Source organism: Pseudomonas guangdongensis, assembly GCF_900105885.1.
Lineage (GTDB): Bacteria > Pseudomonadota > Gammaproteobacteria > Pseudomonadales > Pseudomonadaceae > Geopseudomonas > Geopseudomonas guangdongensis.
The window spans coordinates 2,489,899-2,513,811 of sequence record NZ_LT629780.1 but is presented as its reverse complement, the minus strand read 5'-3'; the positions used below and the strand labels follow the sequence as shown (position 1 = coordinate 2,513,811).

General features: G+C 68.6%; 22 protein-coding genes. 13 read left to right on the top strand and 9 right to left on the bottom strand.

The genetic code is table 11. The features are described 5' to 3' along the window. Nucleotides 1-14 precede the first annotated feature (14 nt). From ccoG to BLU22_RS11800, 13 genes are all read left to right on the top strand, one after another. The gene (gene ccoG, locus BLU22_RS11860) at nt 15-1,433 is read left to right on the top strand and encodes a cytochrome c oxidase accessory protein CcoG (RefSeq protein ID WP_090214763.1); all 1,419 of its coding nucleotides are present in this window, start codon (nt 15-17) and stop codon (nt 1,431-1,433) included. A 12-nt stretch (nt 1,434-1,445) separates the two neighbouring features. Beyond that, nucleotides 1,446-1,952 (top strand): FixH family protein, encoded by a 507-nt coding sequence (locus BLU22_RS11855; RefSeq protein WP_090214760.1) that lies wholly within the window; start codon nt 1,446-1,448, stop codon nt 1,950-1,952. Between the two features lie 8 nt (nt 1,953-1,960). Beyond that, nucleotides 1,961-4,414: a heavy metal translocating P-type ATPase gene (locus tag BLU22_RS11850; RefSeq protein WP_090214758.1), complete on the top strand. Its 2,454-nt coding sequence runs from the start codon at nt 1,961-1,963 to the stop codon at nt 4,412-4,414. 52 nt (nt 4,415-4,466) lie between these two features. After that, nucleotides 4,467-4,691 (top strand): cbb3-type cytochrome oxidase assembly protein CcoS, encoded by a 225-nt coding sequence (gene ccoS / locus BLU22_RS11845; RefSeq protein ID WP_090214756.1) that lies wholly within the window; start codon nt 4,467-4,469, stop codon nt 4,689-4,691. Next, on the top strand, nt 4,684-5,367 hold the full coding sequence (locus BLU22_RS11840; RefSeq protein ID WP_090214753.1) for a sulfite exporter TauE/SafE family protein: 684 nt from the start codon (nt 4,684-4,686) through the stop codon (nt 5,365-5,367). Before ccoS ends, BLU22_RS11840 begins: the two co-directional genes overlap by 8 nt. Before the next feature lie 187 nt (nt 5,368-5,554). Next, nucleotides 5,555-7,246 (top strand): methyl-accepting chemotaxis protein, encoded by a 1,692-nt coding sequence (locus BLU22_RS15415; protein ID WP_269457627.1) that lies wholly within the window; start codon nt 5,555-5,557, stop codon nt 7,244-7,246. A gap of 182 nt (nt 7,247-7,428) precedes the next feature. Further along, entirely contained in the window at nt 7,429-8,811 is a 1,383-nt protein-coding gene (hemN, locus tag BLU22_RS11830) for an oxygen-independent coproporphyrinogen III oxidase (protein WP_090214751.1), read from the top strand. An 81-nt stretch (nt 8,812-8,892) separates the two neighbouring features. Beyond that, nucleotides 8,893-9,636, top strand: coding sequence for a fumarate/nitrate reduction transcriptional regulator Fnr (gene fnr, locus BLU22_RS11825; RefSeq protein WP_090214741.1), 744 nt, complete (start codon nt 8,893-8,895; stop codon nt 9,634-9,636). Nucleotides 9,637-9,914: 278 nt separating this feature from the next. Continuing rightward, a complete protein-coding gene (cydP, locus tag BLU22_RS11820) occupies nt 9,915-10,130 on the top strand; it encodes a cytochrome oxidase putative small subunit CydP (RefSeq protein WP_090214740.1) in 216 nt (71 codons plus the stop codon). Then, nucleotides 10,127-11,689, top strand: coding sequence for a cytochrome ubiquinol oxidase subunit I (locus tag BLU22_RS11815; protein WP_090214739.1), 1,563 nt, complete (start codon nt 10,127-10,129; stop codon nt 11,687-11,689). Before cydP ends, BLU22_RS11815 begins: the two co-directional genes overlap by 4 nt. Nucleotides 11,690-11,701: 12 nt before the next feature. Beyond that, entirely contained in the window at nt 11,702-12,844 is a 1,143-nt protein-coding gene (cydB, locus tag BLU22_RS11810) for a cytochrome d ubiquinol oxidase subunit II (RefSeq protein ID WP_090214737.1), read from the top strand. 44 nt (nt 12,845-12,888) lie between these two features. Next, nucleotides 12,889-13,005 carry a cytochrome bd-I oxidase subunit CydX gene (cydX, locus tag BLU22_RS11805; RefSeq protein ID WP_090214733.1) on the top strand — a complete coding sequence of 39 codons (117 nt, stop codon included), beginning with the start codon at nt 12,889-12,891 and terminating at the stop codon, nt 13,003-13,005. Beyond that, nucleotides 12,989-13,291, top strand: a complete 303-nt coding sequence (locus BLU22_RS11800) for a cyd operon YbgE family protein (RefSeq protein ID WP_090214728.1) — start codon at nt 12,989-12,991, stop codon at nt 13,289-13,291. The genes cydX and BLU22_RS11800 overlap by 17 nt, the downstream gene beginning before the upstream one ends. 5 nt (nt 13,292-13,296) lie before the next feature. Here BLU22_RS11800 and recR read toward each other — a convergent pair whose 3' ends face one another. The 9 genes from recR to pqqC all read right to left on the bottom strand — a co-directional run bounded on the left by recR (nt 13,297) and on the right by pqqC (nt 23,742). Next, nucleotides 13,297-13,896 (bottom strand): recombination mediator RecR, encoded by a 600-nt coding sequence (recR, locus tag BLU22_RS11795; protein WP_090214725.1) that lies wholly within the window; start codon nt 13,894-13,896, stop codon nt 13,297-13,299. 100 nt (nt 13,897-13,996) lie between these two features. Next, nucleotides 13,997-14,323, bottom strand: a complete 327-nt coding sequence (locus BLU22_RS11790; protein WP_090214722.1) for a YbaB/EbfC family nucleoid-associated protein — start codon at nt 14,321-14,323, stop codon at nt 13,997-13,999. 10 nt (nt 14,324-14,333) lie between these two features. Next, nucleotides 14,334-16,403, bottom strand: a complete 2,070-nt coding sequence (gene dnaX / locus BLU22_RS11785) for a DNA polymerase III subunit gamma/tau (RefSeq protein ID WP_090214717.1) — start codon at nt 16,401-16,403, stop codon at nt 14,334-14,336. A gap of 79 nt (nt 16,404-16,482) precedes the next feature. Next, nucleotides 16,483-18,210 (bottom strand): PAS domain-containing hybrid sensor histidine kinase/response regulator, encoded by a 1,728-nt coding sequence (locus BLU22_RS11780; protein ID WP_090214714.1) that lies wholly within the window; start codon nt 18,208-18,210, stop codon nt 16,483-16,485. After that, complete coding sequence (gene ercA, locus BLU22_RS11775; RefSeq protein WP_090214712.1) at nt 18,194-19,357, bottom strand: alcohol dehydrogenase-like regulatory protein ErcA; 1,164 nt, start codon at nt 19,355-19,357, stop codon at nt 18,194-18,196. The genes BLU22_RS11780 and ercA overlap by 17 nt, the downstream gene beginning before the upstream one ends. Before the next feature lie 88 nt (nt 19,358-19,445). After that, complete coding sequence (locus tag BLU22_RS11770) at nt 19,446-21,440, bottom strand: alpha/beta hydrolase family protein (RefSeq protein WP_231975242.1); 1,995 nt, start codon at nt 21,438-21,440, stop codon at nt 19,446-19,448. 148 nt (nt 21,441-21,588) lie between these two features. Continuing rightward, the gene (gene pqqE, locus BLU22_RS11765; RefSeq protein WP_090214707.1) at nt 21,589-22,743 is read right to left on the bottom strand and encodes a pyrroloquinoline quinone biosynthesis protein PqqE; all 1,155 of its coding nucleotides are present in this window, start codon (nt 22,741-22,743) and stop codon (nt 21,589-21,591) included. Continuing rightward, nucleotides 22,715-22,993 (bottom strand): pyrroloquinoline quinone biosynthesis peptide chaperone PqqD, encoded by a 279-nt coding sequence (gene pqqD, locus BLU22_RS11760; RefSeq protein WP_090214705.1) that lies wholly within the window; start codon nt 22,991-22,993, stop codon nt 22,715-22,717. The genes pqqE and pqqD overlap by 29 nt, the downstream gene beginning before the upstream one ends. Continuing rightward, complete coding sequence (gene pqqC / locus BLU22_RS11755) at nt 22,990-23,742, bottom strand: pyrroloquinoline-quinone synthase PqqC (RefSeq protein WP_090214703.1); 753 nt, start codon at nt 23,740-23,742, stop codon at nt 22,990-22,992. Before pqqC ends, pqqD begins: the two co-directional genes overlap by 4 nt. Between the last annotated feature and the right edge of the window lie 171 nt (nt 23,743-23,913).

The window sequence follows — 23,913 nt, the reverse complement described above, 5'->3', positions numbered from 1 at the left end:
CGTGGTAGAGACCGATGAGCGATCAGATTCCTGTTAAGGACGTAACCCCCCCCTCCCCCGCCAAGAAAGGCGAGAGCGTCGACCTCTACGCCAAGCGCGAGATGATCTACACCAAGGCTTTCACCGGCCTGTTCCGCAACATCCGCCTGATCAGCGGCGCCTTCCTGTTCCTCATGTTCTTCGGCACCGCCTGGCTCAACTGGGGCGACCGCCAGGCCGTCTGGTGGAACCTACCCGAACGCAAGTTCTACATCTTCGGCGCCACCTTCTGGCCGCAGGACTTCATGCTGCTGTCCTGGCTCCTGATCATCTGCGCCTTCGGCCTGTTCTTCATCACCGTCTTCGCCGGACGCGTGTGGTGCGGCTACACCTGCCCGCAGAGCGTCTGGACCTGGGTCTTCATGTGGGCCGAGAAGGTCACCGAGGGTGACCGCAACCAGCGTATGAAGCTCGACAAGCAACCCATGAGCGCCGAGAAGTTCCTGCGCAAGGCCGCCAAGCACGCCATCTGGCTGCTGGTCGCCGCCGCCACGGCACTGACTTTCGTCGGCTACTTCACCCCGATCCGCCAGCTGACCGTCGACCTGCTGACCTTCAACATCGACGGCTGGGCGCTGTTCTGGTTCGGCTTCTTCACCCTCGCCACCTACGGCAACGCCGGCTGGCTGCGCGAGCAGGTGTGCATCCACATGTGCCCGTACTCGCGCTTCCAGAGCGTGATGTTCGACAAGGACACCCTGATCGTCTCCTACGACCCGAACCGCGGCGAACAGCGCGGCCCGCGCAAGAAGGATGCCGACTACAAGGCCCAGGGCCTGGGCGACTGCATCGACTGCAAGATGTGCGTGCATGTCTGCCCGACCGGCATCGACATCCGCAACGGCCTGCAGATCGCCTGTATCGGTTGCGCCGCCTGCGTCGACGCCTGCGACAGCATCATGGACAAGATGGGTTACCCGCGCGGCCTGGTCAGCTACACCACCGAGCACAACCTCAGCGGCCAGAAGACCCACCTCGCCCGCCCGCGCCTGATCGGCTACGCCATCGCCCTGCTGATCATGATGGGCGCCTTCGGTACCGCGCTGGTAATGCGCCCGCTGGCCGAGCTGGACGTGATCAAGGACCGCGTGCTGTACCGCGAGAACGAGGAAGGCCGCATCGAGAACGTCTACACCCTGAAGATCATGAACAAGGACCAGCGCGATCACGTCTACAGCATCGGGGTAGAAGGCCTCGACGGACTGGTCTACGAAGGCAAGCGCGAAGTCCTCGCCACAGCCGGCGAGATCCTCTCGGTGCCGGTGGAACTGTCCATCGATCCGGAACAGCTGCCTTCCAGCACCAACGAGATTCTCTTTACAATCAAGGCCGCCGACCTTCCCGGTAAAACCTTCGACGCCGAAAGCCGCTTCATCGGCCCGCGCGTCCGCTGACAGAGAGCACGCATGCGAAACTCCGAGACCACCACCCGCTGGTACACGCAATTCTGGGCCTGGTTCATCATCGCCATCCTGGCAACCTCGGTGGTTCTCGGAATATCGCTGCTGGTCGTTGCCACCCGTAACGCGGACACCCTGGTCGCCGACAACTATTACGACGTCGGCAAAGGCATCAACACTTCGCTGCAGCGCGAACACCTGGCCGAGCGCCTGGGCATGCGCGCCACCCTGATCCTCGACGAGCACCAAGGCACTGCCGAACTGACCCTGAGCGGGATCAGCCAGCCGGCGCAACTGGTGCTCAACCTGATTTCCCCGACCCAACCGGAACGTGACCGCCGGGTCATCCTCCAACCGGTCGCCGGGCAGGCAGGCCTCTATCAGGGCCAGATGCAGGACGCCGTCAGCGGTCGCCGCTTCGTCGAGCTGATCGGCAGCGAGGGCCGCGAAGACTGGCGCCTGTTCGACGAGTTCGTGCTGGAAGACCGCCGCCCGATCGAACTGTCCCACTGACAGCCGCCATGGCCACTCCCCTGCCCTGCTACCACTGCGGGCTGCCGGTGCCTGCCGGCAGCCCGTACCACGCCCAGGTACTCGGCGAGTCGCGGGCCATGTGCTGCCCGGGCTGCCAGGCGGTGGCCGAGGCCATCGTCGCCGGCGGACTGGAAAGCTACTACCGCCACCGCAGCGAAAGCGCCGCCAACCCCGAGGCCCTGCCCAAGGTCCTGGCCGACGAACTGGCCCTCTACGACCGCCCCGACGTGCAGCAGACCCTGGTCGAGCGCCAGGGCGAGCAGAGCCAGACCTGCCTGTTGATCGAGGGCATCAGCTGCGCCGCCTGCGGCTGGCTGATCGAGCATCACCTGAAGAAACTGCCCGGCGTCACCCAAGCCAATCTCAACCTGTCCAACCACCGCCTGCAGGTCGAGTGGGACGGCGCGCGCCTGCCGCTCAGCCAGTTGCTCGCCGAACTGCGCCGGATCGGCTATGCGGCGCACCCCTACCAGGCCGATGCCGCGGCCGAGCGGATGCAGCAGGAGAACCGCAAGGCCATGCGCCAGCTCGGCGTCGCCGGCCTGCTGTGGATGCAGGTGATGATGGCCGCCATGGCCACCTGGCCGGAGTTCAACATCGACCTCAGCGCCGACATGGACAGCATCCTGCGCTGGACCAGCCTGTTCCTCACCACCCCGATCGTCTTCTATTGCTGCGGCCAGTTCTTCCGCGGCGCCCTGCGCGACCTGCGCACCCGCCACCTGACCATGGACGTCTCGGTGTCACTGGCCATCGGCGGCGCCTACCTCGCCGGCCTGTGGTCGACCATTACCGGCGTCGGCGAGCTGTACTTCGACGCCGTCGGCATGTTCGCCCTGTTCCTCCTCGCCGGACGTTACCTGGAACGCCGCGCCCGCGAGCGTACCGCCCAGGTCACCGCCCAGCTGGTCAACCTGCTGCCGGCATCCTGCCTGCGCCTCGACGCACAGGGCCACAGCCAGCGCATCCTGCTCAGCGAACTCAGGGTCGGCGATGAGGTTCTGGTGCCGCCCGGTGCGGTGATCCCGGCCGATGCGCGCATCCTCGCCGGCCAGTCGAGCATCGACGAGTCGCTGCTCACCGGCGAGTACCTGCCGCAACCACGCCAGGCCGGCCAGCCGGTCACCGCCGGCACCCTGAACATCGAGGGCCCGCTGACCCTGCAGGTCGAGGCGCTGGGCGACGATACCCGCCTGTCCGCTATCGTCCGCCTGCTCGAACGGGCCCAGGCCGACAAGCCGCGTCTGGCCGAACTGGCCGACCGGGTCGCACAGTGGTTCCTGGTCATCGTGCTGCTCACCGCCGCTGCGGTCGGCCTGCTCTGGTGGCAGCTCGACAGCGAGCGGGCCTTCTGGGTCGTTCTCGCCCTGCTGGTGGCCACCTGCCCCTGCGCGCTGTCGCTGGCCACCCCGACCGCACTCACCACCGCCACCGGCAGCCTGCACAAGCTCGGCCTGCTGGTCACCCGCGGCCATGTGCTGGAAAGCCTCAACCATGTCGACACCCTGATCGTCGACAAGACCGGCACCCTGACCGAGGGTCGCCTGACCCTGCGCGAGATCCGCCCCTTGACCGCGCTCGATGGCGATGCCTGCCTGCGTCTGGCCGCGGCCCTCGAACAGCGCTCCGAACACCCGATCGCTCGCGCCTTCGGCCGCTCGCTGCTGAGCGCCGAGGCGCTGCGCAGCGAGCCGGGCAAAGGGCTGGAAGGCGAGGTCGAAGGGCGCCTGCTGCGCATCGGCCAGAGCGATTTCGTCTGCGCCCTGAGCGGCACCCCGGCAGCCCCGATGCCCGACGAGCCGGGCCAGTGGCTGCTGCTCGGCGATACCCGGGGAGCACTGGCCTGGTTCCGTCTCGACGACCGCCTGCGCGACGACGCCGTCCTGCTGATGCAGGCCGCCCGCCAGCGCGGCTGGCAAGTCCTGCTGCTGTCCGGCGACAGCTCGCCGATGGTCGCCAGCGTGGCTCGCGAGCTGGGAATCGGCGATGCCCGCGGCGGCCTGACACCCGACGCCAAGCTCGCCGTGCTGCGCGAACTGCACCAAGCCGGCCATCGCGTGCTGATGCTCGGCGATGGCGTCAACGACGTGCCGGTCCTGGCCGGAGCCGACATCAGCGTGGCCATGGGCAGCGCCACCGACCTGGCCAAGACCAGCGCCGACGCCGTGCTGCTCTCCAACCGCCTGGACAGTCTGGTGCAGGCCATGGACGTGGCGCGCCGCACCCGCCGCATCATCGTCGAGAACCTCGGCTGGGCCTGTCTGTACAATGGCCTGGTACTGCCCTTCGCCGCCCTGGGCTGGATCACTCCGGGGTGGGCGGCGATCGGCATGTCGCTCAGTTCGCTGGTGGTGGTGGTCAATGCCCTGCGCCTGAGCCGGGTAAGCACCCCGCCGCGCCCGGTCGCCACAGCGCCCGCCCCTGCGGCACAGGCCGCCTGATGCGCCTCGTCCAGCCACGGCGCGGCGCCGCGCCCGCCCATCGGAGACCCCCATGTCCGCACTCTACCTGTTGATCCCGGTTGCCGTAGTGGTGGTCGCCCTGGCCATCTGGCTGTTCTTCTGGGCCGTCAACAACGGCCAGTACGACGATCTGGACGGCCCGGCGCACAGCATCCTGTTCGACGAGGAAGATCCCCGTCACCAGGCGGGCATCTCCGGCGACTCCGCCGACAAGCCCGCGGCCCGGACCGATACACCCGAGTCGCCGCGTGACTGAACTGCTGCCCCTGCTGCTCTCGGCCCTGGTGCTCGGCCTGCTCGGCGGCGGCCACTGCATAGGCATGTGCGGCGGCCTGATGGGCGCGCTGACCCTGGCGATCCCCGCCGAGCAGCGCCAGCGGCGCCTGGGTCTGCTGCTGGCCTACAACTTCGGCCGCATCGCCTCCTACGGTCTCGCCGGCCTGCTGATCGGCGCCGCCGGCTGGGCACTGGCCAGCGGCCCTGCCGCCACTGCCCTGCGCCTGCTCGCCGGCCTGCTGCTGATCGCCATGGGCCTGTACCTGGCCGGCTGGTGGAGCGGACTGACCCGCATCGAAGGCATCGGCCGCCTGCTCTGGCGCCGGCTCGAACCCCTCGCCCGCCGTCTGCTGCCGGTGCGCAACGCACCGCGCGCCCTGCTGCTCGGCGCCCTGTGGGGCTGGCTGCCCTGCGGTCTGGTGTACAGCACCCTGCTCTGGGCCGCCAGCCAGGGGGACGCCCTAGACAGCGCGCTGCTGATGCTGGCCTTCGGTCTCGGCACCCTGCCGGTGCTGCTGGCCACCGGCTTGGCCGCCGAGCGTCTGACTGCCCTGCTGCGGCGGCGCGGCGTGCGCATCGCCGGCGGCCTGCTGGTGATCCTGTTCGGCCTCTGGACCCTGCCCGGCCCGCACCAGGCCTGGTTGATGGGCCACTGAACCGCCTCCTCCACTCCCCCACGCCCGCTCACCGCGCCGACACCAGCCGCAAGCATTGCCTGCCGCGCGTTTCGGCATACAATTGCGCGCCCGACAGATAGTCGAAACACAGAACGTCGGCCAGCCAACGCCGCCTGGCCACAGGCAACTGCAGCCCGGCACACGGATACCAAGGAGAAGAACCAGAATGGGATTGAACTTTTCGCGCTTCGGCACACGCCTGGCCGCCATCTTCGCACTGATCCTGCTGGCCTTCGCCGCAGTCGGCCTGAACACCTGGCTCGCCCTGCAACAACTCGCCCAAGAGGCCGCAGACATCTCCCACAGCCGGGTGCCGCAGGTGCTGCGCCTGGCCGACATGCGCACCGAGATCGCGCGGATGCATTCGCAGTCCCGCCAGTTGATGCTGGTGAAGACGCCGGAGCAGGCCCGGGTCGCCATCGATGAGATCAACGCCTCGCTCACCCTGATCAGCGAAGGGATCGAGGAGTTCAACAAGTACATCTTCTCCGATAAGGCCCGCCAGCAGGTCGCCGACATGCGCCGCCATCTGGCCACCTACCGCGGCGCGCTGGACGGCTTCATCGCCCTGACCCGCAACGGCCAGAGCGATGGCAACGAGCAGCTCGCCCAGGCCTTCAAGCAACTGGACGCACGCACCCCGCTGGTCAACGTGTTCCACGAGGCCCGCGACTGGCAGCAGGAGATCCTCGGCCAGCGCACCCAGATGATCGAGGACAACGTCGCGTCCCTGCAGGTCCAGCTGCTCGGCGCCGTACTGGCCGTGATGGCCATTGCCGTCGCCGCCACACTCTGGCTGATGGCCATGCTGCGCCGCCGTCTGCAGGAAGCCACCACCGTCGCCCAGCGCATCGCCGCCAACGACCTGGCCGAGCCGGTCGCGGTCACCGGCGCCGACGAGTTCACCGTCCTGCTGCAGGAAATGGCCGCAATGCGCGACTCGCTGCACAAGGTGGTTTCCGAAGTGCGCCAGGCCAGCGAGAGCATCCAGGTCGCCAGCCGCGAAGTAGCCACCGGCAACCAGGACCTTTCCAGCCGCACCGAGGCCACCGCCAGCAATCTGGAGGAAACCGCCAGCAGCATGGAGCAGATCACCGCCACCGTGAAACACAGCGCCGACTCGGCGCGCCAGGCCGACCAACTGGCCACCTCGGCCGCCGACGTGGCCCGCCACGGCGGCGAGGTGATGGGCCAGGTGATGCACACCATGGACGACATCGCCCAGAGCAGCCAGAAGATCGCCGACATCATCGGCGTCATCGACAGCATCGCCTTCCAGACCAACATCCTCGCCCTCAACGCCGCGGTGGAGGCGGCCCGCGCCGGCGAGCAGGGTCGCGGCTTCGCCGTGGTGGCCAGTGCCGTGCGCAGCCTGGCCGAGCAGAGCTCGCAGGCAGCCCGCGAGATCACCGCGCTGATCGGCGCCAGCGTCGATCAGGTACAGGCCGGCAGCTCGCTGGTGCGCTCGGCCGGCGCGACGATGGACGACATCGTTTCCAGCGTGCAGCGGGTCACCGACATCATCGGCGAGATCACCGCCGCAGCCAACGAACAGAGCAACGGCATCAGCCTGGTCAATACCGCCGTCGGTCAGCTCGACCAGATGACCCAGCAGAACGCCGCACTGGTCGAACAGAGCAGCGCCGCGGCGCAAAGCATGCAGGAACAGACCCAGCGCCTCAACGAGGTGGTGGCGATCTTCAAGCTCGGCGCCCAGGCGCAGCGCAGCGGCGCAGGGACCGCTCCACGGGCGGCGCCACGCCCGCCGGTGGCACCGAGCAAACCAGCGGCCATGCCACGCAAGAGCGCTGCCGCCAAGACCGAAACCGCCGCTGCGGACGACTGGGAAAGCTTCTGAGCCGGCGGCACCGCCGCCCTCCGCAACAAGACCGACGCACTGGCCAATAGCCAGTGCGTTGGCTTCCTGATCGCCGCAAGATCGCGCCAGCGGAGCGCCTCCAGTGCGCTTGATACAGGTCAACACCCCCCCGCCGAGCGCCCCCTAGACTGCCCCCACTGTCTGATATTCGGGGCTCCCCCATGCTTGACACCCTCCGCTGGGATGCCGACCTGATCCGTCGTTACGATCTCGCCGGTCCGCGCTACACCTCCTACCCGACCGCCGTGCAGTTCCACGACGGCGTCGGCCCGTTCGACCTGCTGCACGCCCTACGCGACAGCGCCCAGGCCCGGCGTGCCCTGTCGCTCTACGTGCACCTGCCGTTCTGCGCCCACATCTGCTACTACTGCGCCTGCAACAAGGTCATCACCAAGGATCGCGGCCGCAGTGCCCTCTATCTGCAGCGCCTGCAGCAGGAAATGAGCCAGGTCGCCCGCCATCTCGACCGTGCTCAAGTGGTCGAGCAACTGCACTTCGGCGGCGGCACACCGACCTTCCTCAGCCATGACGAGTTGCGCCAGCTGATGACCGATCTGCGTCAGCACTTCCACCTGCTCGACGACGACGGCGGCGACTACAGCATCGAGATCGACCCGCGCGAGGCCGACTGGGCGACCATGGGCCTGCTGCGCGACATCGGCTTCAACCGCGTCAGCCTCGGCGTGCAGGACTTCGACCCGGCCGTGCAGCGCGCGGTCAACCGCCTGCAGAGTCTGGAGGAAACCCGCGCCATCGTCGAAGCCGCGCGCACCCTGCAGTTCCGCTCGATCAACCTCGACCTGATCTACGGCCTGCCGCTGCAGTCGCCCGACAGCTTCGCGCGCACCGTCGAGGAAGTGATCGCCCTGCAGCCCGACCGCCTCTCGGTGTTCAACTACGCCCACCTGCCCGAGCGCTTCCCGCCGCAGCGGCGCATCAACGCCGACGACCTGCCCAGCCCCGGCGCCAAGCTGGAGATGCTGCAGCGCACCATCGAGCAGCTGTCCGCCGCCGGTTACCGCTACATCGGCATGGACCACTTCGCCCTGCCCGACGACGAACTGGCCATCGCCCAGGAAGACGGCACCCTGCAGCGCAACTTCCAGGGCTATACCACCCACGGCCACTGCGATCTGATCGGCCTGGGCGTGTCCTCGATCAGCCAGATCGGCGATCTCTACTGCCAGAACAGCAACGATCTCAACGACTACCAGGGCAGCCTCGGCAACGGCCAGTTGGCCACCCGCCGCGGCCTGCACTGCAACGCCGACGACCGCATCCGCCGCGCGGTGATCCAGCAGCTGATCTGCCACTTCCAGCTCGACTTCGTCGCCATCGAGCAGCAGTTCGCCATCGACTTCAAGGCCTACTTCGCCGAGCTGTGGCCACAGCTGCAGGCCTGCGCCGCCGACGGCCTGATCCGCCTCGACGAACGCGGCATCGAGATCAATCCGGCCGGCCGACTGCTGGTGCGCTCGGTGTGCATGCTGTTCGACCACTACCTGCCGCTGCAGAGCACGCAGCGCTTCTCGCGGGTGATCTGAGCCAGGGCGCACCCTCCATGGTGGCAGTTCGTCACAGCCTGGGGTAACCTTGCCGGCAATCTGTGCATGTAAGGAACCGTCATGACTGCCGGCCAAGACACCCTCAAGGTGCGCTCCTTGCCGCAAGCGCATTGCAAGGACTGCAGCCTCTCCGCCCTGTGCCTTCCGCTGTCGCTCAACCTGGAGGACATGAATGCCCTGGACGACATCGTCAAGCGCGGTCGCCCGCTGAAGAAAGGCGAGTTCCTGTTCCGCCAGGGCGACGGCTTCGGTTCCGTCTTCGCCGTACGCTCCGGTGCCCTGAAGACCTTCAGCGTCACCGACAGCGGCGAAGAGCAGATCACCGGCTTCCACCTGCCGAGCGAACTGGTCGGCATGTCCGGCATGGACACCGAGGTCTACCCGGTGTCCGCGCAGGCGCTGGAAACCACCTCGGTGTGCGAAATCCCCTTCGAGAAACTCGACGAACTGTCGGTGCAGCTGCCGCAACTACGCCGCCAGCTGATGCGCCTGATGAGCCGCGAGATCCGCGACGATCAGCAGATGATGCTGCTGCTGTCGAAGAAGACCGCCGACGAACGCATCGCCACCTTCCTGGTCAACCTGTCCGCCCGCTTCCGGGCGCGTGGCTATTCGGCCAACCACTTCCGCCTGGCCATGTCGCGCAGCGAGATCGGCAACTATCTGGGCCTGGCCGTGGAAACCGTGTCGCGGGTGTTCACCCGCTTCCAGCAGAACGGCCTGCTGCAGGCCGAAGGCAAGGACGTGCAGATCCTCGACTCGGTGGAGCTCTGCGCACTGGCCGGCGGCCGTTACGAAAGCTGAGCCAGCCACAGCACCACCACCGCACAGACGCCCTGCTACCTGCAGGGCGTCTGCGTTTCCACCCCGAGCATCGCGGATGCGGGCCATTCCTCGCAGCATCCGGTAATACTTCCGACACACGAAATAGACCTTTCGAATCGAAAGGGTATTGACTTTCCACCTGAGACCCATGGTCGCATGTGGCGCTCGGTCACTGGCCGAGACGGGCCTCGCTGTTGCTTCATGCAGCCACCTGCGCGGCCACTCCTGCCGGCGCAGGCCGTTCGGAGCCGCAGCACATGTCGCAACCTGACAGCCCATCCCCCTGGCGCATCCCCCTGGTGCGCGAGATCGGCATCATCCTGCTGGTCAAGCTGGTCGTCCTGTTGACCATCAAGCACATCTGGTTCACCGCCCCCACCGTGCCGGACAACGGCACCGTCCGGGTCAGCGAGCGTCTGCTCGGCACCCCGCCAACCTCTCCCGCATCTCTGAACGAGGAGGAGCCGAGATGATCTCGGAAGCCGTCGTCGACCTGTCGCGTCTGCAATTCGCCATGACCGCGATGTATCACTTTCTGTTCGTGCCATTGACGCTCGGGCTGGCCTTCCTGCTGGCGATCATGGAGTCGGTCTACGTGATGACCGGCAAACAGATCTACAAGGACATGGTCAAGTTCTGGGGCAAGCTGTTCGGCATCAACTTCGCTCTCGGCGTCACCACCGGGCTGACCATGGAGTTCCAGTTCGGCACCAACTGGGCCTACTACAGCCACTACGTCGGCGACATCTTCGGCGCGCCGCTGGCCATCGAGGGGCTGATGGCGTTCTTCCTCGAATCGACCTTCATCGGCCTGTTCTTCTTCGGCTGGGATCGGCTGTCCAAGGTGCAGCACCTGGTGGTGACCTGGCTGGTGGCGCTGGGCTCCAACCTGTCGGCGCTGTGGATCCTGATCGCCAACGGCTGGATGCAGAACCCGGTCGGCGCCGAGTTCAACTACCAGACCATGCGCATGGAGCTGGTCGATTTCGGCGCGCTGATCTTCAACCCGGTGGCGCAGGTCAAGTTCGTGCACACCGTGGCCGCCGGCTACGTCACCGGGGCGATCTTCGTGCTGGCGATCTCCAGCTACTACCTGCTGAAGAAGCGCGACCTCGGCTTCGCCCGCCGCTCGTTCGCCATCGCCTCGGCCTTCGGCCTGGCCTCGATCCTCTCGGTGATCGTCCTCGGCGACGAGTCCGGCTACGAGATCGGCGACGTGCAGAAGACCAAGCTGGCCGCCATCGAGGCCGAGTGGGAAACCCACCCGGCGCCGGCCGGCTTCACCCTGTTCGGTCTGCCCAACCAGGAGGAAATGCGCACCGACTACGCGGTGAAGATTCCCTGGGCGCTGGGCCTGATCGCCACCCGTTCGCTGGACGAGGAGGTCAAGGGCATCAAGGACCTGATCGTCGAGCACGAGGCGCGCATCCGCAACGGCATGACCGCCTACGCACTGCTCGAGCGACTGCGCGGCGGCGACCAGAGCGTGGAAACCGTCGCCGCCTTCGAGCAGGTCAAGCACGATCTGGGCTACGGCCTGCTGCTGAAGAAGTACACCCCGAACGTGGTTGATGCCAGCGAGGAGCAGATCAAGCTCGCCGCCAAGGACACCATTCCCCATGTGTTCAGCCTGTTCTGGAGCTTCCGCGCCATGGTCGCCTCGGGCTTCCTGATGCTGGCGCTGTTCGCCTGCGCCTTCTGGGCTTCGGCGAAGAAGAACGAGGAGAGCAAGCCCTGGCTGCTCAGGTGGGCGCTGCTCAGCCTGCCGCTGCCGTGGATCGCCGCGCAGACCGGCTGGTACGTGGCCGAGCACGGTCGCCAGCCGTGGTCGATCGGCGAGGTGCTGCCGACCCACCTGTCGGCCTCCAGCCTGAGCACCGGCGACGTCTGGGGCTCGCTGATCGCCCTGATCGCCTTCTACAGCCTGCTGCTGGTGATCGAGATGTACCTGATGATCAAGTTCGCCCGTCTCGGCCCGTCCAGCCTGCACACCGGCCGCTACCACTTCGAGCGCCAACCGGCCCGGGCCTGAGGAGAGACCGCCATGTTCGATTACGAAACCCTGAAACTCATCTGGTGGGTGCTGATCGGCGTGCTGCTGATCGGCTTCGCCCTCACCGACGGCTTCGACATGGGCGCCATGGCGCTGATGCCCTTCGTCGGCAAGACCGACAACGAGCGCCGGGTGGCGATCAACACCATCGCCCCGCACTGGGACGGCAACCAGGTGTGGTTCATCACCGCCGGCGGCGCGCTGTTCGCCGCCTGGCCGATGGTCTACGCGGTGGCCTTCTCCGGGCTGTACTGGGCGATGCTGCTGGTGCTGTTCGCGCTGTTCTGCCGCCCGGTCGGCTTCGACTATCGCAGCAAGCTGGAGAACCGGAAATGGCGCGGCGCCTGGGACTGGGCGCTGTTCGTCGGTGGCGCGGCGCCTGCGCTGCTGTTCGGCGTGGCCTTCGGCAACCTGTTCCTCGGCCTGCCATTCCGCCTCGACGAGCTGATGCGCTCGACCTACGAGGGTTCGTTCTTCGCCCTGCTGCATCCGTTCGCCCTGCTCGCCGGGGTGGTCAGCCTGAGCATGCTCTGCGCCCACGGCGGCGCCTGGCTGATGCTGCGTACCGACGCCGACCTGCACCAGCGCTCGCGCAAGGCCACCCAGCTGTGCGCGCTGGTGTACCTGCTGACCTTCGCGGCGGCCGGCACCTGGCTGGTGATGGGCATCCAGGGCTTCAGCCTGGTCGGCGGCTTCGGTGATCTGGGCGCGGCGCTCAACCCGCTGCACAAGCAGGTGAGCCTGGACAACAGCGGCTGGCTGGCCAACTACGCCCAGTACCCGCTGACCCGATTCGCCCCGCTGGTGGGCCTGGCCGGCGGCGTGCTGGCGCTGCTCGGCGCGCTGCTCAACCGCGGCTTTGTAGCCTTCCTCGGCAGCAGCCTGGCCATCGTCGGCACTATCTGCACCGCGGGTTTCGCGCTGTTCCCCTTCGTCTTCCCGTCGAGCCTCGACCCGGCGTCGAGCCTGACCGTGTGGGACGCGGTGTCCAGCCACAAGACCCTGGGCATCATGCTGGTGGTAGCGGGCATCTTCGTGCCGCTGATCCTGCTCTACACCCTGTGGTGCTACACCCGCATGTGGGGCCGGCTGACCGACCAGACCATCGAGAGCAACCCGCACGGCCTGTACTGAGCCCGTGCCGACAAGAGCCCCGATGGGGCCAAGGAGATCGACAGATGTGGTACTTCGCCTGGATTCTCGGCGTACTGCTGGCCTGCAGCTTCGGCATCGTCAATGCGCTGTGGCTGGAAACCACCCAGAACCTCGACGAGGGCGATGCGGGTGACCGCTGAGTCCCGTTCCTGGCTGCAGCGCGGCAGCAGCCGCGCGGTTTCCCTGCTGCTCGCCGCGCCGCTGGCGCTGGTGCTGCTGATCCATCCCGCCGCCATGCTCGACGCCGAGGGCCGCTACAGCCACGGCCTGCTGATGCTGGTGATGTGGGGCATCTGCAGCGGCTTCATCCACGGCGTCGGCTTCGATCCGTACAGTCGCCTGTGGCGCAGCATCTTCCACCCGCTGGGCGGCTGGCTGCTGCTGGGGCTGGGCTACGCGACTCTCTGGCGCGCCCGGCTGGGCTGAGCGCCTCAGCCACCGATCGGCCGGCGTCCGGCCATGGCGTGGGCCAGGGTGCCGCCATCCACCAGTTCCAGCTCGCCGCCCAGCGGCACGCCATGGGCGATGCGCGTCAGGCTCAGCCCGCGCGGCGCCAGCAACTGGGCGATGTAATGGGCGGTGGCCTCGCCCTCCACGGTCGGATTGGTGGCGAGGATCACCTCGCTGAAACGGCCGCGGGCGATGTGCTGCTCAAGCTCGGGGATGCCGATGGCCTCCGGGCCCAGGCCATCCAGCGGCGACAGATGGCCCTTGAGCACGAAGTAACGGCCACGATAGCCGGTCTGCTCCACCGCGAAGACATCCAGCGGCCCCTCCACCACGCACAACAGGCTGTCGTCGCGGCGCGGATCGCTGCACTGCGGGCACAGGGCGTCCTCGCTGAGGGTGCGGCACTGCTGGCAGTAGCCGACCCCATCCATCGCCCGGGCGAGCGCCTGGGACAGCCGCAAGCCACCGCTGCGGTCGCGTTCGAGCAGGTGCAGGGCCATGCGCTGGGCAGTCTTCTGGCCGACGCCGGGCAGGATGCGCAGGGCGTCGATCAACTGGCGGATCAGGGGGCTGAAGCTCATCGCGAAGTACCATTCAAATGCAAGGTGCGCAGCACCGGCCCGGCGCAGGCGGCATGCCCGTGCACAGGACCGGCGCTGCGCACCGGGAGAGACGCGGGGATCAGAACGGCATCTTGAAGCCGGGCGGCATCTGCAGCCCGGCGGTCATGCCGGCCATTTTCTCCTGGTTGTTCTGCTCGATCTTGCGCACCGCATCGTTCACCGCGGCGGCGATCAGGTCTTCGAGGATTTCCTTGTCTTCCTGCAGCAGGCTCTCGTCCAGGGTGACGCGACGGACGTCGTGACGCCCGGTCATCACCACGCTGACCAGACCGGCGCCGGATTGCCCGGTCACCTCGGCGTTGGCCAGCTCTTCCTGCATCTTCTGCATCTTTTCCTGCATCTGCTGCGCCTGCTTCATCAGCCCGGCCATGCCACCTTTCATCATGGAAATCACCTCAGTTGTTCAGGGGTTCTATGGTGCCGTCGCGGATCACCGCGGCGAACTGTTCGATCATCCGCCGGACCAGCGGATCGCTCTGGATCGCCGCCTCGGCCTGACGCTGGCGCTCGGCGCGCTGGCGCGCGGCGGCCTGTGCCGGAGTCTCCTGCGCGGGACGTTCGATGCGGATGTCCAGGGTCAGCGTGCGTCCATGATAGGCGCTCAGCGCATCGCTCAGGCGCCGTTGCTGGGCGGCATTGAACAACGCGCTCTGCGCCGGGTCCAGCTGCAGCGACCAGTGATCGCCGTCGACGGCCACCAGGGTGCAGTTGGCGGCGATGCTGGCGGTCATCCCGGCCAGGCCCAGTTGCGGGAACAGCGCCAGCCACTCGGCGGCCAGACCGGTCGCCGGCGCCACCGCCAGGGCCGGCTCCGGCTCGGCAGGCGGCACGGCCGGGGCGTAGTCGTCGACCGGCTGCATGCCGTCCAGATAGGCATAGGCATCCATGTCGACGCTGTCGTAATCCTCGCCGTCGCCCGCCTCGTCGCCTTCGCCGCCCTCGTCGACGACCGGCGGCTGCGGCGGGGTCGCAGGCGGCGTAACCGGTACTTCGCGGCGCGGCGCGGCTGCAGCTGCGGGCACGGCACGGGCCGTGACGCCACCTTCATCGTCCGGCAGATCCCAGGGCAGGTCCACCGGCACCGTTGCCACCGGCGGCTCGGGCTCGCGCGAGGTCTCGGTGCGAGCCGGTTGGGGCGGCGACGGTTGCGGCTCGGCTACCGCCTCGGGAGTGCGCTCGGGCTGCGCTGCTGCCTGCGCCGCAGGTTGCGGTTGCGGTTGCGGTTGCGGTTGCGGTTGCGGTTGCGGTTGCGGTTGCGGTTGCGGTTGCGGTTGCGGTTGCGGTTGCGGTTGTACGGAGGCTGCCGGCAATGCGGCCGGCGCGGCAACGGCGGGCGCGGGCGTGCCGGCCTTGAGCGGCGTGGCCGGGACACGCGTCGCGTCCGCCGGGCGGAAGGCCAGCATGCGCAGCAGGACCATCTCGAAACCGCTGCGCGGATCGGGCGCCAGCGGCAGGTCGCGACGGCCGATCAGGCCCATCTGATAGTAGAACTGCACGTCCTCGGCCGGCAGCGCGCCAGCCAGCGCCAGCACCCGCTCGCGGTCGCCCTGGCCGTTGTCCACGGCATCCGGCAGCACCTGGGCGATGGCCACGCGGTGCAGCACATTGAGCAGCTCGGCCAGCACGCCGCTCCAGTCCGGCCCCTGTTCGGCTAGCTGGCGCACCGCCTCCAGCAGAGCCGGCGCATCGCCGCCGATCAGCGCCTGCAGCACGCCGTAGACCTGGCCGTGATCGAGGGTGCCGAGCATCGCCCGCACGTCGGCGGCCAGTACCCGTCCCTCGCCGAAGGCGATGGCCTGGTCGGTGAGACTCATGGCGTCGCGCATCGAACCGTCGGCGGCGCGGCCGAGCAGCCACAACGCATCTTCCTCGAAGGGAATCTGCTCGGCGCCCAGTACATGCGTCAGGTGCTCGACCACCCGCTCCGGCGGCATGTTCTTCAGCGAGAACTGCAGGCAGCGCGAGAGAATGGTCACCGGCAGCTTCTGCGGGTCGGTGGTGGCAAGCAGGAACTTGACGTGCGGCGGCGGCTCTTCGAGGGTCTTGAGCAGGGCGTTGAACGAGTGCGTGGAGAGCATGTGCACTTCGTCGATCAGGTAGACCTTGTAGCGCCCGCGGCTCGGCGCGTACTGCACGTTGTCGAGCAGTTCGCGGGTGTCCTCCACCTTGGTGCGGCTGGCCGCGTCCACCTCGATCAGGTCGATGAAACGCCCCTCGTCGATCTCCCGGCACACCGAACACTGCCCGCAGGGCGTGGAGCTGACCCCCTGCTCGCAGTTCAGGCACTTGGCGAGGATGCGCGCGATGGTGGTCTTGCCCACCCCGCGGGTGCCGGTGAACAGATAGGCGTGGTGCAGGCGCTGGTTGTCCAGCGCATTGATCAGGGCCCGGAGCACATGGGTCTGGCCGACCATTTCGCGGAACGAGCGCGGACGCCACTTGCGGGCGAGTACCTGATAACTCATCGATCTGTTCGCTACGGCTGAAAAGCGTGGGGCGCCATGCTAGCGAAGCGCGGGGCAAATTGCACTGAGGAGCGCCGGCCTAGCCGAGGAACTGGCTGAGCACCGCGCGCAGCTTGCCCGGCTTGACCGGCTTGTTGAGCAGCGGAATCCCGTGCTCGTGCAGGCGACGGCGGCACTGCTCGCTGCGCTCGGCGGAGACGACCACCGCGGGCAGCGCGCTGCCGTGCTCCGCGCGCAGCGCGCGGATCAGGTCGCAACCGTTGGCCCCGGCGTCGAGGTGATAGTCGACCAGCAGCAGCTCGGCCTGCCAGCCCTGCAACTGCCCGCGCGCCTCCTCCAGGCTGCCGGCCACCCGCGCCTCGCATCCCCACTGGACAAGCAGCGCCTGCATGCTCGCCTGGATGTCCGGCTCGTTGTCGACCACCAGCACGCGACGCCCCGGCAGCGGATCGCCGGGGCGCTCGACGGGCGCCACGGCGGGTTGCGCCGCGGCGTATTCGGCCAGCGGCACCTCGATGCTAAACACCGAGCCGCGCCCCGGCTGCGAGCGCACGCGGATCGGATAGTCGAGCATCCGCGCGATACGCTCGACGATGGCCAGCCCCAGGCCGACGCCCTTGCGCTCGCCGCGGCGGCTGCCGTCGAGCTGGTTGAATTCGAGGAAGATCTCCTCCAGCTTGTCGGCCGGAATGCCGCGCCCGGTGTCCCACACCTCCACCAGCAGGCGCGCGCCGCGCCGCCGGCAGCCGAGCAGCACGCGGCCCTCGCCGGTGTAGCGGCAGGCATTGCTGAGGAAGTTGCGCAGGATGCGGGTGAGCAGGCGGAAGTCGGTGTTCACCGCCAGGCGCGGGATGCGCACGCGCAGCTGCAGCCCCGCGGCCTCCGCCACCGGCTGGAACTCCGAGGCCAGCGGCGCCAGCAGCTCGTCGAGGCGGTAGACGGCCGGGTCCGGGCGGATCGCCCGGCTGTCCAGACGGGCGATGTCGAGCAGGTCGGCGAGCAGGTCCTCGGCGCCCTCCAGGGCCTGGTGGGTGCGCTCCACCAGCGTGGCCTCGCCGGCCGGCAAACTGCGCTCGCGCAGGGTGGCGATCAAGAGGCGCGCGGCGTTGAGCGGCTGCAGCAGATCGTGGCTGGCCGCCGCCAGGTACTTGTCCTTGCTCTGGTTGGCCGCCTCGGCGGCGTCGCGCGCCTCGCGCAGCTCGCACTGGATGCGCTCGCGTTGGCGGATTTCCTGCTGCAGGTGGCGATTGGCTTCGAGCAGCTCGGCGGTGCGCTCGGCGACGCGCCGCTCCAGCTCGACGTTGATCTGCTGCTGACGCAGCTGGGCCTGCTTGCGCTCGGTGATGTCGGCGACGAAGCCCTCGACCAGCCCCTCGGCATCGGGCTTGAGCAGCAGGTTCATCACCACGTCGATGTGGCTGCCGTCGCGGCGGCGCAGCCGCGTTTCGTAGCCGAACAGCCCCTTGCCCTCGCGCAGCACCGCGCCGATCCGTGCCAGCTCGGCGGCGCCGCCGGCGAACAGGTGCTCGGCCAGATCGTGCTGCGACCACAGCACCTCCTGCGGATCGTCGTAGCCAAGCATGTGCGCCAGCGCCGGGTTGGCGGCGCGGATGCCGTCCTGCAGGCCGGCCTGGAAGATGCCGTGCACGGCATGCTCGAACAGCCACTTGTAGCGGTTGCGTTCGCGCTCCAGCTCGTCGAGGCGCGCGGCCAGCTCCGGGTAGTAGCTCTTGCGCGCCGAATGACTGCCCAGACCCAGCAGATCGGCGACGTTGGGCCGCACCTCGCCTTCAGAGGGCTTCGCCATACACCACCTCGACGTCGCGCTGGGTCGACTGCCGCGGGTTGGTCAGGATGCACGGATCGCGCATGGCATGCCGGGACAGGAAGGGAATGTCGGCACTGCCGACGCCGTGGCGGCGCAGGTTGTCCTCGAAGCCGACCGCCTGCTTGAAGGCGATCAGGTGCTCGACCAGTCGCGCGCGCACCTGCGGCGGGGTCAGGCCGCGGCAGTCGATGCCCAGGGTCTCGGCGACCCGGCGAAAGCGCTCCGGCGCGGCGTCGAAGTTGAACGCCACCACATGCTCGACCAGCACCGCGTTGCACAGCCCGTGGGGCAGGTCGAGGAAGCCGCCGAGGCTGTGGCTCATCGCATGCACCGCGCCGAGGATGGCGTTGGAGAACGCCAGGCCGGCCTGCATGCTGCCGAGCATGATCTGCTCGCGCAGGGCGATGTCCTGCGGATTGGCGATCATCGCTACCAGATTGCCGCCGATCAGCCGGATCGCCTCCAGCGCGTGGGGGTCGGTGAGCGGCCCGCTGCCGGTGGACACGAAGGCCTCGATGGCATGCACCAGCGCATCGATGCCGGTACAGGCGGAGAGGAACGGGTCCATGCTCAGCGTGGTTTCCGGGTCGATCAGCGACACGTCCGGCACCACCGCCTTGCTGACGATGGAGAACTTCATCCGCTCGGTCTGGTTGGAGATGATCACGAACTGCGACACGTCCGCCGAGGTGCCGGCGGTGGTGGGGATCAGGATCAGCGGCGGGCTGGGCATGCGGATGGTGTCGACGCCCTCGAATTCGAGGATGCTGCGCCCGTGGGCGGCGACGATGCCGATGGCCTTGGCGCAGTCCATCGGACTGCCGCCGCCCACCGCGACAATCACGTCGCAGGCGCTGGCGCGGTACAGCTCGGCGCCGGCCATCACCTCCTCGACTCGCGGGTTGGGCGACACCGCGGTGAACAGCACGTGAGGGATGCCCTGCCGGTCGAGGCTGGCCAGCACATCGCCCGCCCAGCCGGCCTCCACCACTCCCGGATCGGACACCACCAGCACCCGGCGCGCGCCGAAGGTCGCGGCGTAGTTGCCGACCGAATGGCGGGAGCCGGCGCCGAAGATGATTTCCGGACTGACGAACTTGCGGAGCGGGGTAATGGCCTGCGACATGGGAAACCTGGCGAGCGTCATTTTTGTTATGAAATGTGTACCGGACCACAGCCTACTGGATTGCCCGGCCATTGCAATCCATCGGCGCTCATGCATCGCCCCGGTCTGCCAGCAGGCGCCGGTAGAACCGCCATTCGCACTGCAGGGCGTCGGCCAGACTGGCCGACTGACGGAAACCATGGCGCTCCTCCGGGTACAGGCGGTACTCGACCGCCACGCCGTTGTCCTGCAGCGCGGCGACCATCGCCTCGGTCTGCTGCGGCACCACCACGGCGTCCAGCCCGCCCTGGAAGAAGATCAGCGGCGCGCGGATACGCCCGGCGTGATGGAGCGGCGTGCGCGCCGCGTAGCGTTCGGCGTCGCGCACGGGGTCGCCGATCAGCCAGTCCAGGTAGTCGCCCTCGAACTTGTGGGTGGCGCGGCGCAGGCTCAGCGGGTCGCTGACCCCGTACAGGCTGGCGCCGCCGCGGAAGACGTCGTGGAAGGCCAGCGCGCACAGCGCGGTGTAGCCGCCAGCGCTGGCGCCGCGGATGAAGGCGCGCGCCGGATCGATCAGCCCCTGCGCGCCGAGGTGGCGTACCAGCGCCACGGCGTCCGCCACCTCGATGTCGCCCCAAGCGCCCTCGAGGCGCAGCCGGCAGGCGCGGCCGAAGCCGCTGGAGCCGCGGTAGTTGAGGTCGGCCACGGCGAAGCCGCGCTGGGTCCAGAACTGGATGCGCGGGTCGAACACCGGGTAGCAGGCCGAGGTCGGCCCGCCGTGGAGGAACAGCACCAGCGGTGGCCGCTCGCCGGCCGGCACGCTACAGGCGGCATTGCGCGGCGCATAGAAGAACGCCTGGGCGCTCTCGCCGTCCCCCGTGGCGAAGCGGATCGACTGCGGACGCGACAGTTCGGCCTCGGCCAGCGGCCGCTCGCCGCCGGCGAGTATCTCGACCGCCCCCGAGTCGCGGGCGATGGCCAGCAGCGCCGGCAGCCGCTCCGGCGCGGCGGCGATGCAGTAGAAGTACCGCGCGTCGGCGGCGAGCTGGCGGAAGCGCGAGAACTCCGGCGCCAGACGCCGCTCGCGGCCGGCCGCGTCGCGCTCGACCAAGAGGCCCCAGCCCTCCTCCAGACGCGCCAGCAGCCAGCCGCCGCCGGCCAGCGGCAGGTGGCTGACCGTGCCCAGTTGCCAGGGCGCCGGGGCGTGGTCGGCCGACGCCATGGGGCGGGGGGTGCTCCAAGCAGCGGTGCCGGTGGTGGACAAGGCTGCGCCGTTGTCCACCCTACACTCGACCCCGGCCCCAGGGTGGAAAACCGCGTCAGCGCTTTCCACCGAAGAAACCGGGCGCCATTGCCCATCCTGTTCCGCCCACGGCCGCCACCAGCCGTCGCGGTCGCTCAGGCAGGTCAGCCGGCCACCGTCAGTGAAGATCGGTTGCTGCAACGACTCCTCGCCCGCGCCGCCGGCCAGCACCTCGCACAGGCCGAGCGAGCCATCGACCGCCACCTGCGCCCGGCACAGGCGGGTCGCGGTCCACGGCAGTTCGGGGCGGTCCCACTCGACCCACGCCAGACTGCGCCCGTCGGCGGACAGCCTGGGCGCGGCGTAGAAATCGGCGCCCTCGGCCAGCACCCGCCGAGCCCCATCCTCCAGCGCCAGGGCCACCAGCCGGTGCACCACCGCCCCGCCCTCGCGGCGCTCCTCCACCGCCAGCACCGCCTGCCAGGCCGGGGCGAAATGCAGGTCGCCGTAGCGGCAGTCGGGATCGGCGCTCAGCGCGCGCAGGGCGCCCGGCGCGTCGCTCTCGGTCAGCGGCAGGTGGTAGAGCTGCTGGTCGGCCTCGCCGACCAGCGCCACGCCGACGTCGGTCACGCAGAAGGCGCCGCCGCCGTACTCGTAGACCCGGCTGCGCACCGAGAAGCCCGCCGGGGTCAGCCGACGCGCCCGGCCGGCGCGCCACCGCCACAGGCTGCAGGCCGCTTCGTTAGGGTCGAACTGCAGCCACAGCAGGCCACCGAGGCCGGCGCGCAGCTCGGCAAAGTCGCGGCTGGCCGCGGCGGCCCGTTCGGCGCTCCAGGCGCTCGACCAGTCGCCGCAGGGCAACGGCTCGGCAGCCTCGGCCGGTCGCCGGGGCCCAGGTTCGCAAGCCGGCGCGGAGGGATTCGAATGCCCACAGGACGCCGGGGCGGCGGCGCTCCCTCGCGGGGGCGCAGGAACGATCAGCCCCTTGGCACGGCTCATCTGCCCGCCCTCAGCCCTTGCAGATGATCTGCGAAGCGCGGACGTTGCGCTGGGTCAGCTGCTCCAGACTCCACGGCGCCTCCTCGGCCTCGCGACGGGCGTCGAGGATCAGGCCGTGATGCGCCGATTTGCTGCACACCGGGTCGGCGTTGTCGGCGTCGCCGGTGAGCAGGAACGCCTGGCAGCGGCAGCCGCCGAAATCGCGCTCCTTCTCGTCGCAGGAGCGGCACGGCTCGGGCATCCAGTCGTCGCCGCGGTAGCGGTTGAAGCCGAAGGAGTCGTACCAGATGTGCTTCAGGCTGTGCTCGGTGACCTTGGGGAACTGTACCGGCAGGCTTCTGGCGCTGTGGCAGGGCAGCGCGGTGCCGTCCGGGGTGATGTCGAGGAACAGGCTGCCCCAGCCGTTCATGCACGCCTTGGGACGCTCCTCGTAGTAGTCGGGGGTGACGAAGATCAGCTTGCACGGGTGGCCTTCGGCGGCCAGCCGGTCGCGCCACTCGTTGGTAATGCGCTCGGCGCGCTCCAGCTGCGCTTTCGTCGGCAACAGCCCGGCGCGGTTCAGCTCGGCCCAGCCGTAGAACTGGCAGGTGGCCAATTCGACGAAGTCGGCCTCCAGCTCCAGGCACAGGCGGATGATCTGCTCGATATTGTCGATGTTGTGCCGGTGGGTGACGAAGTTGAGCACCATCGGGTAGCCGTGCTGCTTCACCGCGCGGGCCATCTCCAGCTTGTGGGCGAAGGCCTTCTTTGATCCGGCCAGCAGGTTGTTCACCTCCTCGTCGGCAGCCTGGAAGCTGATCTGGATATGGTCGAGGCCGGCCTCGGCGAACTCGGCGATGCGCGCTTCGGTCAGGCCGATGCCCGAGGTGATCAGGTTGGTGTAGTAGCCCAGCTCGCGGGCCGCGGCGATCAGCTCGGCGAGGTCCTGGCGCACCAGCGGCTCGCCGCCGGAAAAGCCCAGCTGGGCGGCGCCCAGCTCGCGGGCCTGGCGGAACACCTCGATCCACTGTGCGGTGGTCAGTTCCTCCTGGTGCCGGGCGAAGTCCAGCGGATTGGAGCAGTACGGGCACTGCAGCGGGCAGCGGTAGGTCAGCTCGGCCAGCAGCCACAGCGGCGGGCCGGGCACGTGCTCCGGCTTAGCGAAACTCGATCCAGAAACGCTCACGCGCCACCTCCAGGAAAGCCAGGATGTCCTCGGCGATGCCCTCGGCATCGGGGAAGCGCGCTTGCAGGTCGGCGGCGATGGCGGCGACGCTGCGCACCCCGTCGACCTCGCCGAGGATCGCCCCGGCGCTGCCGTTGAGCTTGATCATGCCCTCGGGATAGAGCAGCACATGGCAGTCCTGCACCGGCTCCCACTGGAAGCGGAAGCCGCGGCGCAGCACCGGCACCTGCTCGTGGCGTATCTCGTTCACAGCGCGATCCCCCGGTGCCAGACCCGCTCGGCGGTGACCGTGTGGTACGGCGGGCGCTCCAGCTCGTAGGCCATGCTCATGGCATCGAGCATGCTCCACAGCACGTCGAGCTTGAACTGCAGAATCTCCAGCATGCGCTGCTGGGCCTGCCAGGTGGTGTAGTGCGCCAGGGTGATGCGCAGGCCGTGCTCGACGTCACGGCGCGCTTCCTTGAGGCGCTTGCGGAAGTAGTCGTAGCCGGTCGGGTCGATCCACGGGTAGTGCGCCGGCCAGGCGTCCAGGCGCGACTGGTGGATGTGCGGGGCGAACAGCTCGGTCAGCGAGCTGCTGGCCGCTTCCTGCCAGGACGCGCGGCGGGCGAAGTTGACGTAGGCGTCCACCGCGAAGCGCACCCCGGGCAGCACCAGCTCCTGGGACAGCAGTTGCGCGCGATCCAGGCCGACCGCCTCGCCCAGGCGCAGCCAGGCCTCGATGCCGCCCTCCTCGCCCGGCGCGCCGTCGTGGTCGACGATGCGCTGGATCCACTCCCGGCGGGTGTCGCGGTCCGGGCAGTTGGCCATGATCGCCGCGTCCTTCACCGGGATGCACACCTGGTAGTAAAAACGGTTGGCCACCCAGCCCTGGATCTGCTCGCGCGTGGCGCGGCCTTCGTACATGGCGACGTGGAACGGGTGGTGGATGTGGTAGTAGGCGCCCTTGGCGCGCAGCGCCTGCTCGAATTCGGCGGGGCTCATGGCAGTCTGGGTCATCACGGCTCCTCGGGTGGCCGCGACCGGCGCGGCTCGTTGTTGTTCTGCTGGTGCCTGGCATCTGGCGCAGGGTGGTTCAGCCGCAACGCGGCGTAACCCACCATCGATGTCGCCAGACATCGCCACGGCCGCGCCTTGCGGCCGGTTGGTGGGTTGCAACCCACCCTACGA

Bases quoted from the DNA above. Each gene is read 5' to 3' on its own strand.
- ccoS (WP_090214756.1), top strand. From the start codon at position 4,467: ATGTCCGCACTCTACCTGTTGATCCCGGTTGCCGTAGTGGTGGTCGCC.
- BLU22_RS11850 (WP_090214758.1), top strand. From the start codon at position 1,961: ATGGCCACTCCCCTGCCCTGCTACCACTGCGGGCTGCCGGTGCCTGCC.
- ccoG (WP_090214763.1), top strand. From the start codon at position 15: ATGAGCGATCAGATTCCTGTTAAGGACGTAACCCCCCCCTCCCCCGCC.
- cydB (WP_090214737.1), top strand. From the start codon at position 11,702: ATGTTCGATTACGAAACCCTGAAACTCATCTGGTGGGTGCTGATCGGC.
- BLU22_RS11780 (WP_090214714.1), bottom strand. From the start codon at position 18,210: ATGGCGAAGCCCTCTGAAGGCGAGGTGCGGCCCAACGTCGCCGATCTG.
- cydX (WP_090214733.1), top strand. From the start codon at position 12,889: ATGTGGTACTTCGCCTGGATTCTCGGCGTACTGCTGGCCTGCAGCTTC.
- ercA (WP_090214712.1), bottom strand. From the start codon at position 19,357: ATGTCGCAGGCCATTACCCCGCTCCGCAAGTTCGTCAGTCCGGAAATC.
- fnr (WP_090214741.1), top strand. From the start codon at position 8,893: ATGACTGCCGGCCAAGACACCCTCAAGGTGCGCTCCTTGCCGCAAGCG.
- hemN (WP_090214751.1), top strand. From the start codon at position 7,429: ATGCTTGACACCCTCCGCTGGGATGCCGACCTGATCCGTCGTTACGAT.
- BLU22_RS11855 (WP_090214760.1), top strand. From the start codon at position 1,446: ATGCGAAACTCCGAGACCACCACCCGCTGGTACACGCAATTCTGGGCC.
- pqqC (WP_090214703.1), bottom strand. From the start codon at position 23,742: ATGACCCAGACTGCCATGAGCCCCGCCGAATTCGAGCAGGCGCTGCGC.
- recR (WP_090214725.1), bottom strand. From the start codon at position 13,896: ATGAGCTTCAGCCCCCTGATCCGCCAGTTGATCGACGCCCTGCGCATC.
- BLU22_RS11815 (WP_090214739.1), top strand. From the start codon at position 10,127: ATGATCTCGGAAGCCGTCGTCGACCTGTCGCGTCTGCAATTCGCCATG.
- BLU22_RS15415 (WP_269457627.1), top strand. From the start codon at position 5,555: ATGGGATTGAACTTTTCGCGCTTCGGCACACGCCTGGCCGCCATCTTC.
- dnaX (WP_090214717.1), bottom strand. From the start codon at position 16,403: ATGAGTTATCAGGTACTCGCCCGCAAGTGGCGTCCGCGCTCGTTCCGC.
- cydP (WP_090214740.1), top strand. From the start codon at position 9,915: ATGTCGCAACCTGACAGCCCATCCCCCTGGCGCATCCCCCTGGTGCGC.
- BLU22_RS11800 (WP_090214728.1), top strand. From the start codon at position 12,989: ATGCGGGTGACCGCTGAGTCCCGTTCCTGGCTGCAGCGCGGCAGCAGC.
- BLU22_RS11790 (WP_090214722.1), bottom strand. From the start codon at position 14,323: ATGATGAAAGGTGGCATGGCCGGGCTGATGAAGCAGGCGCAGCAGATG.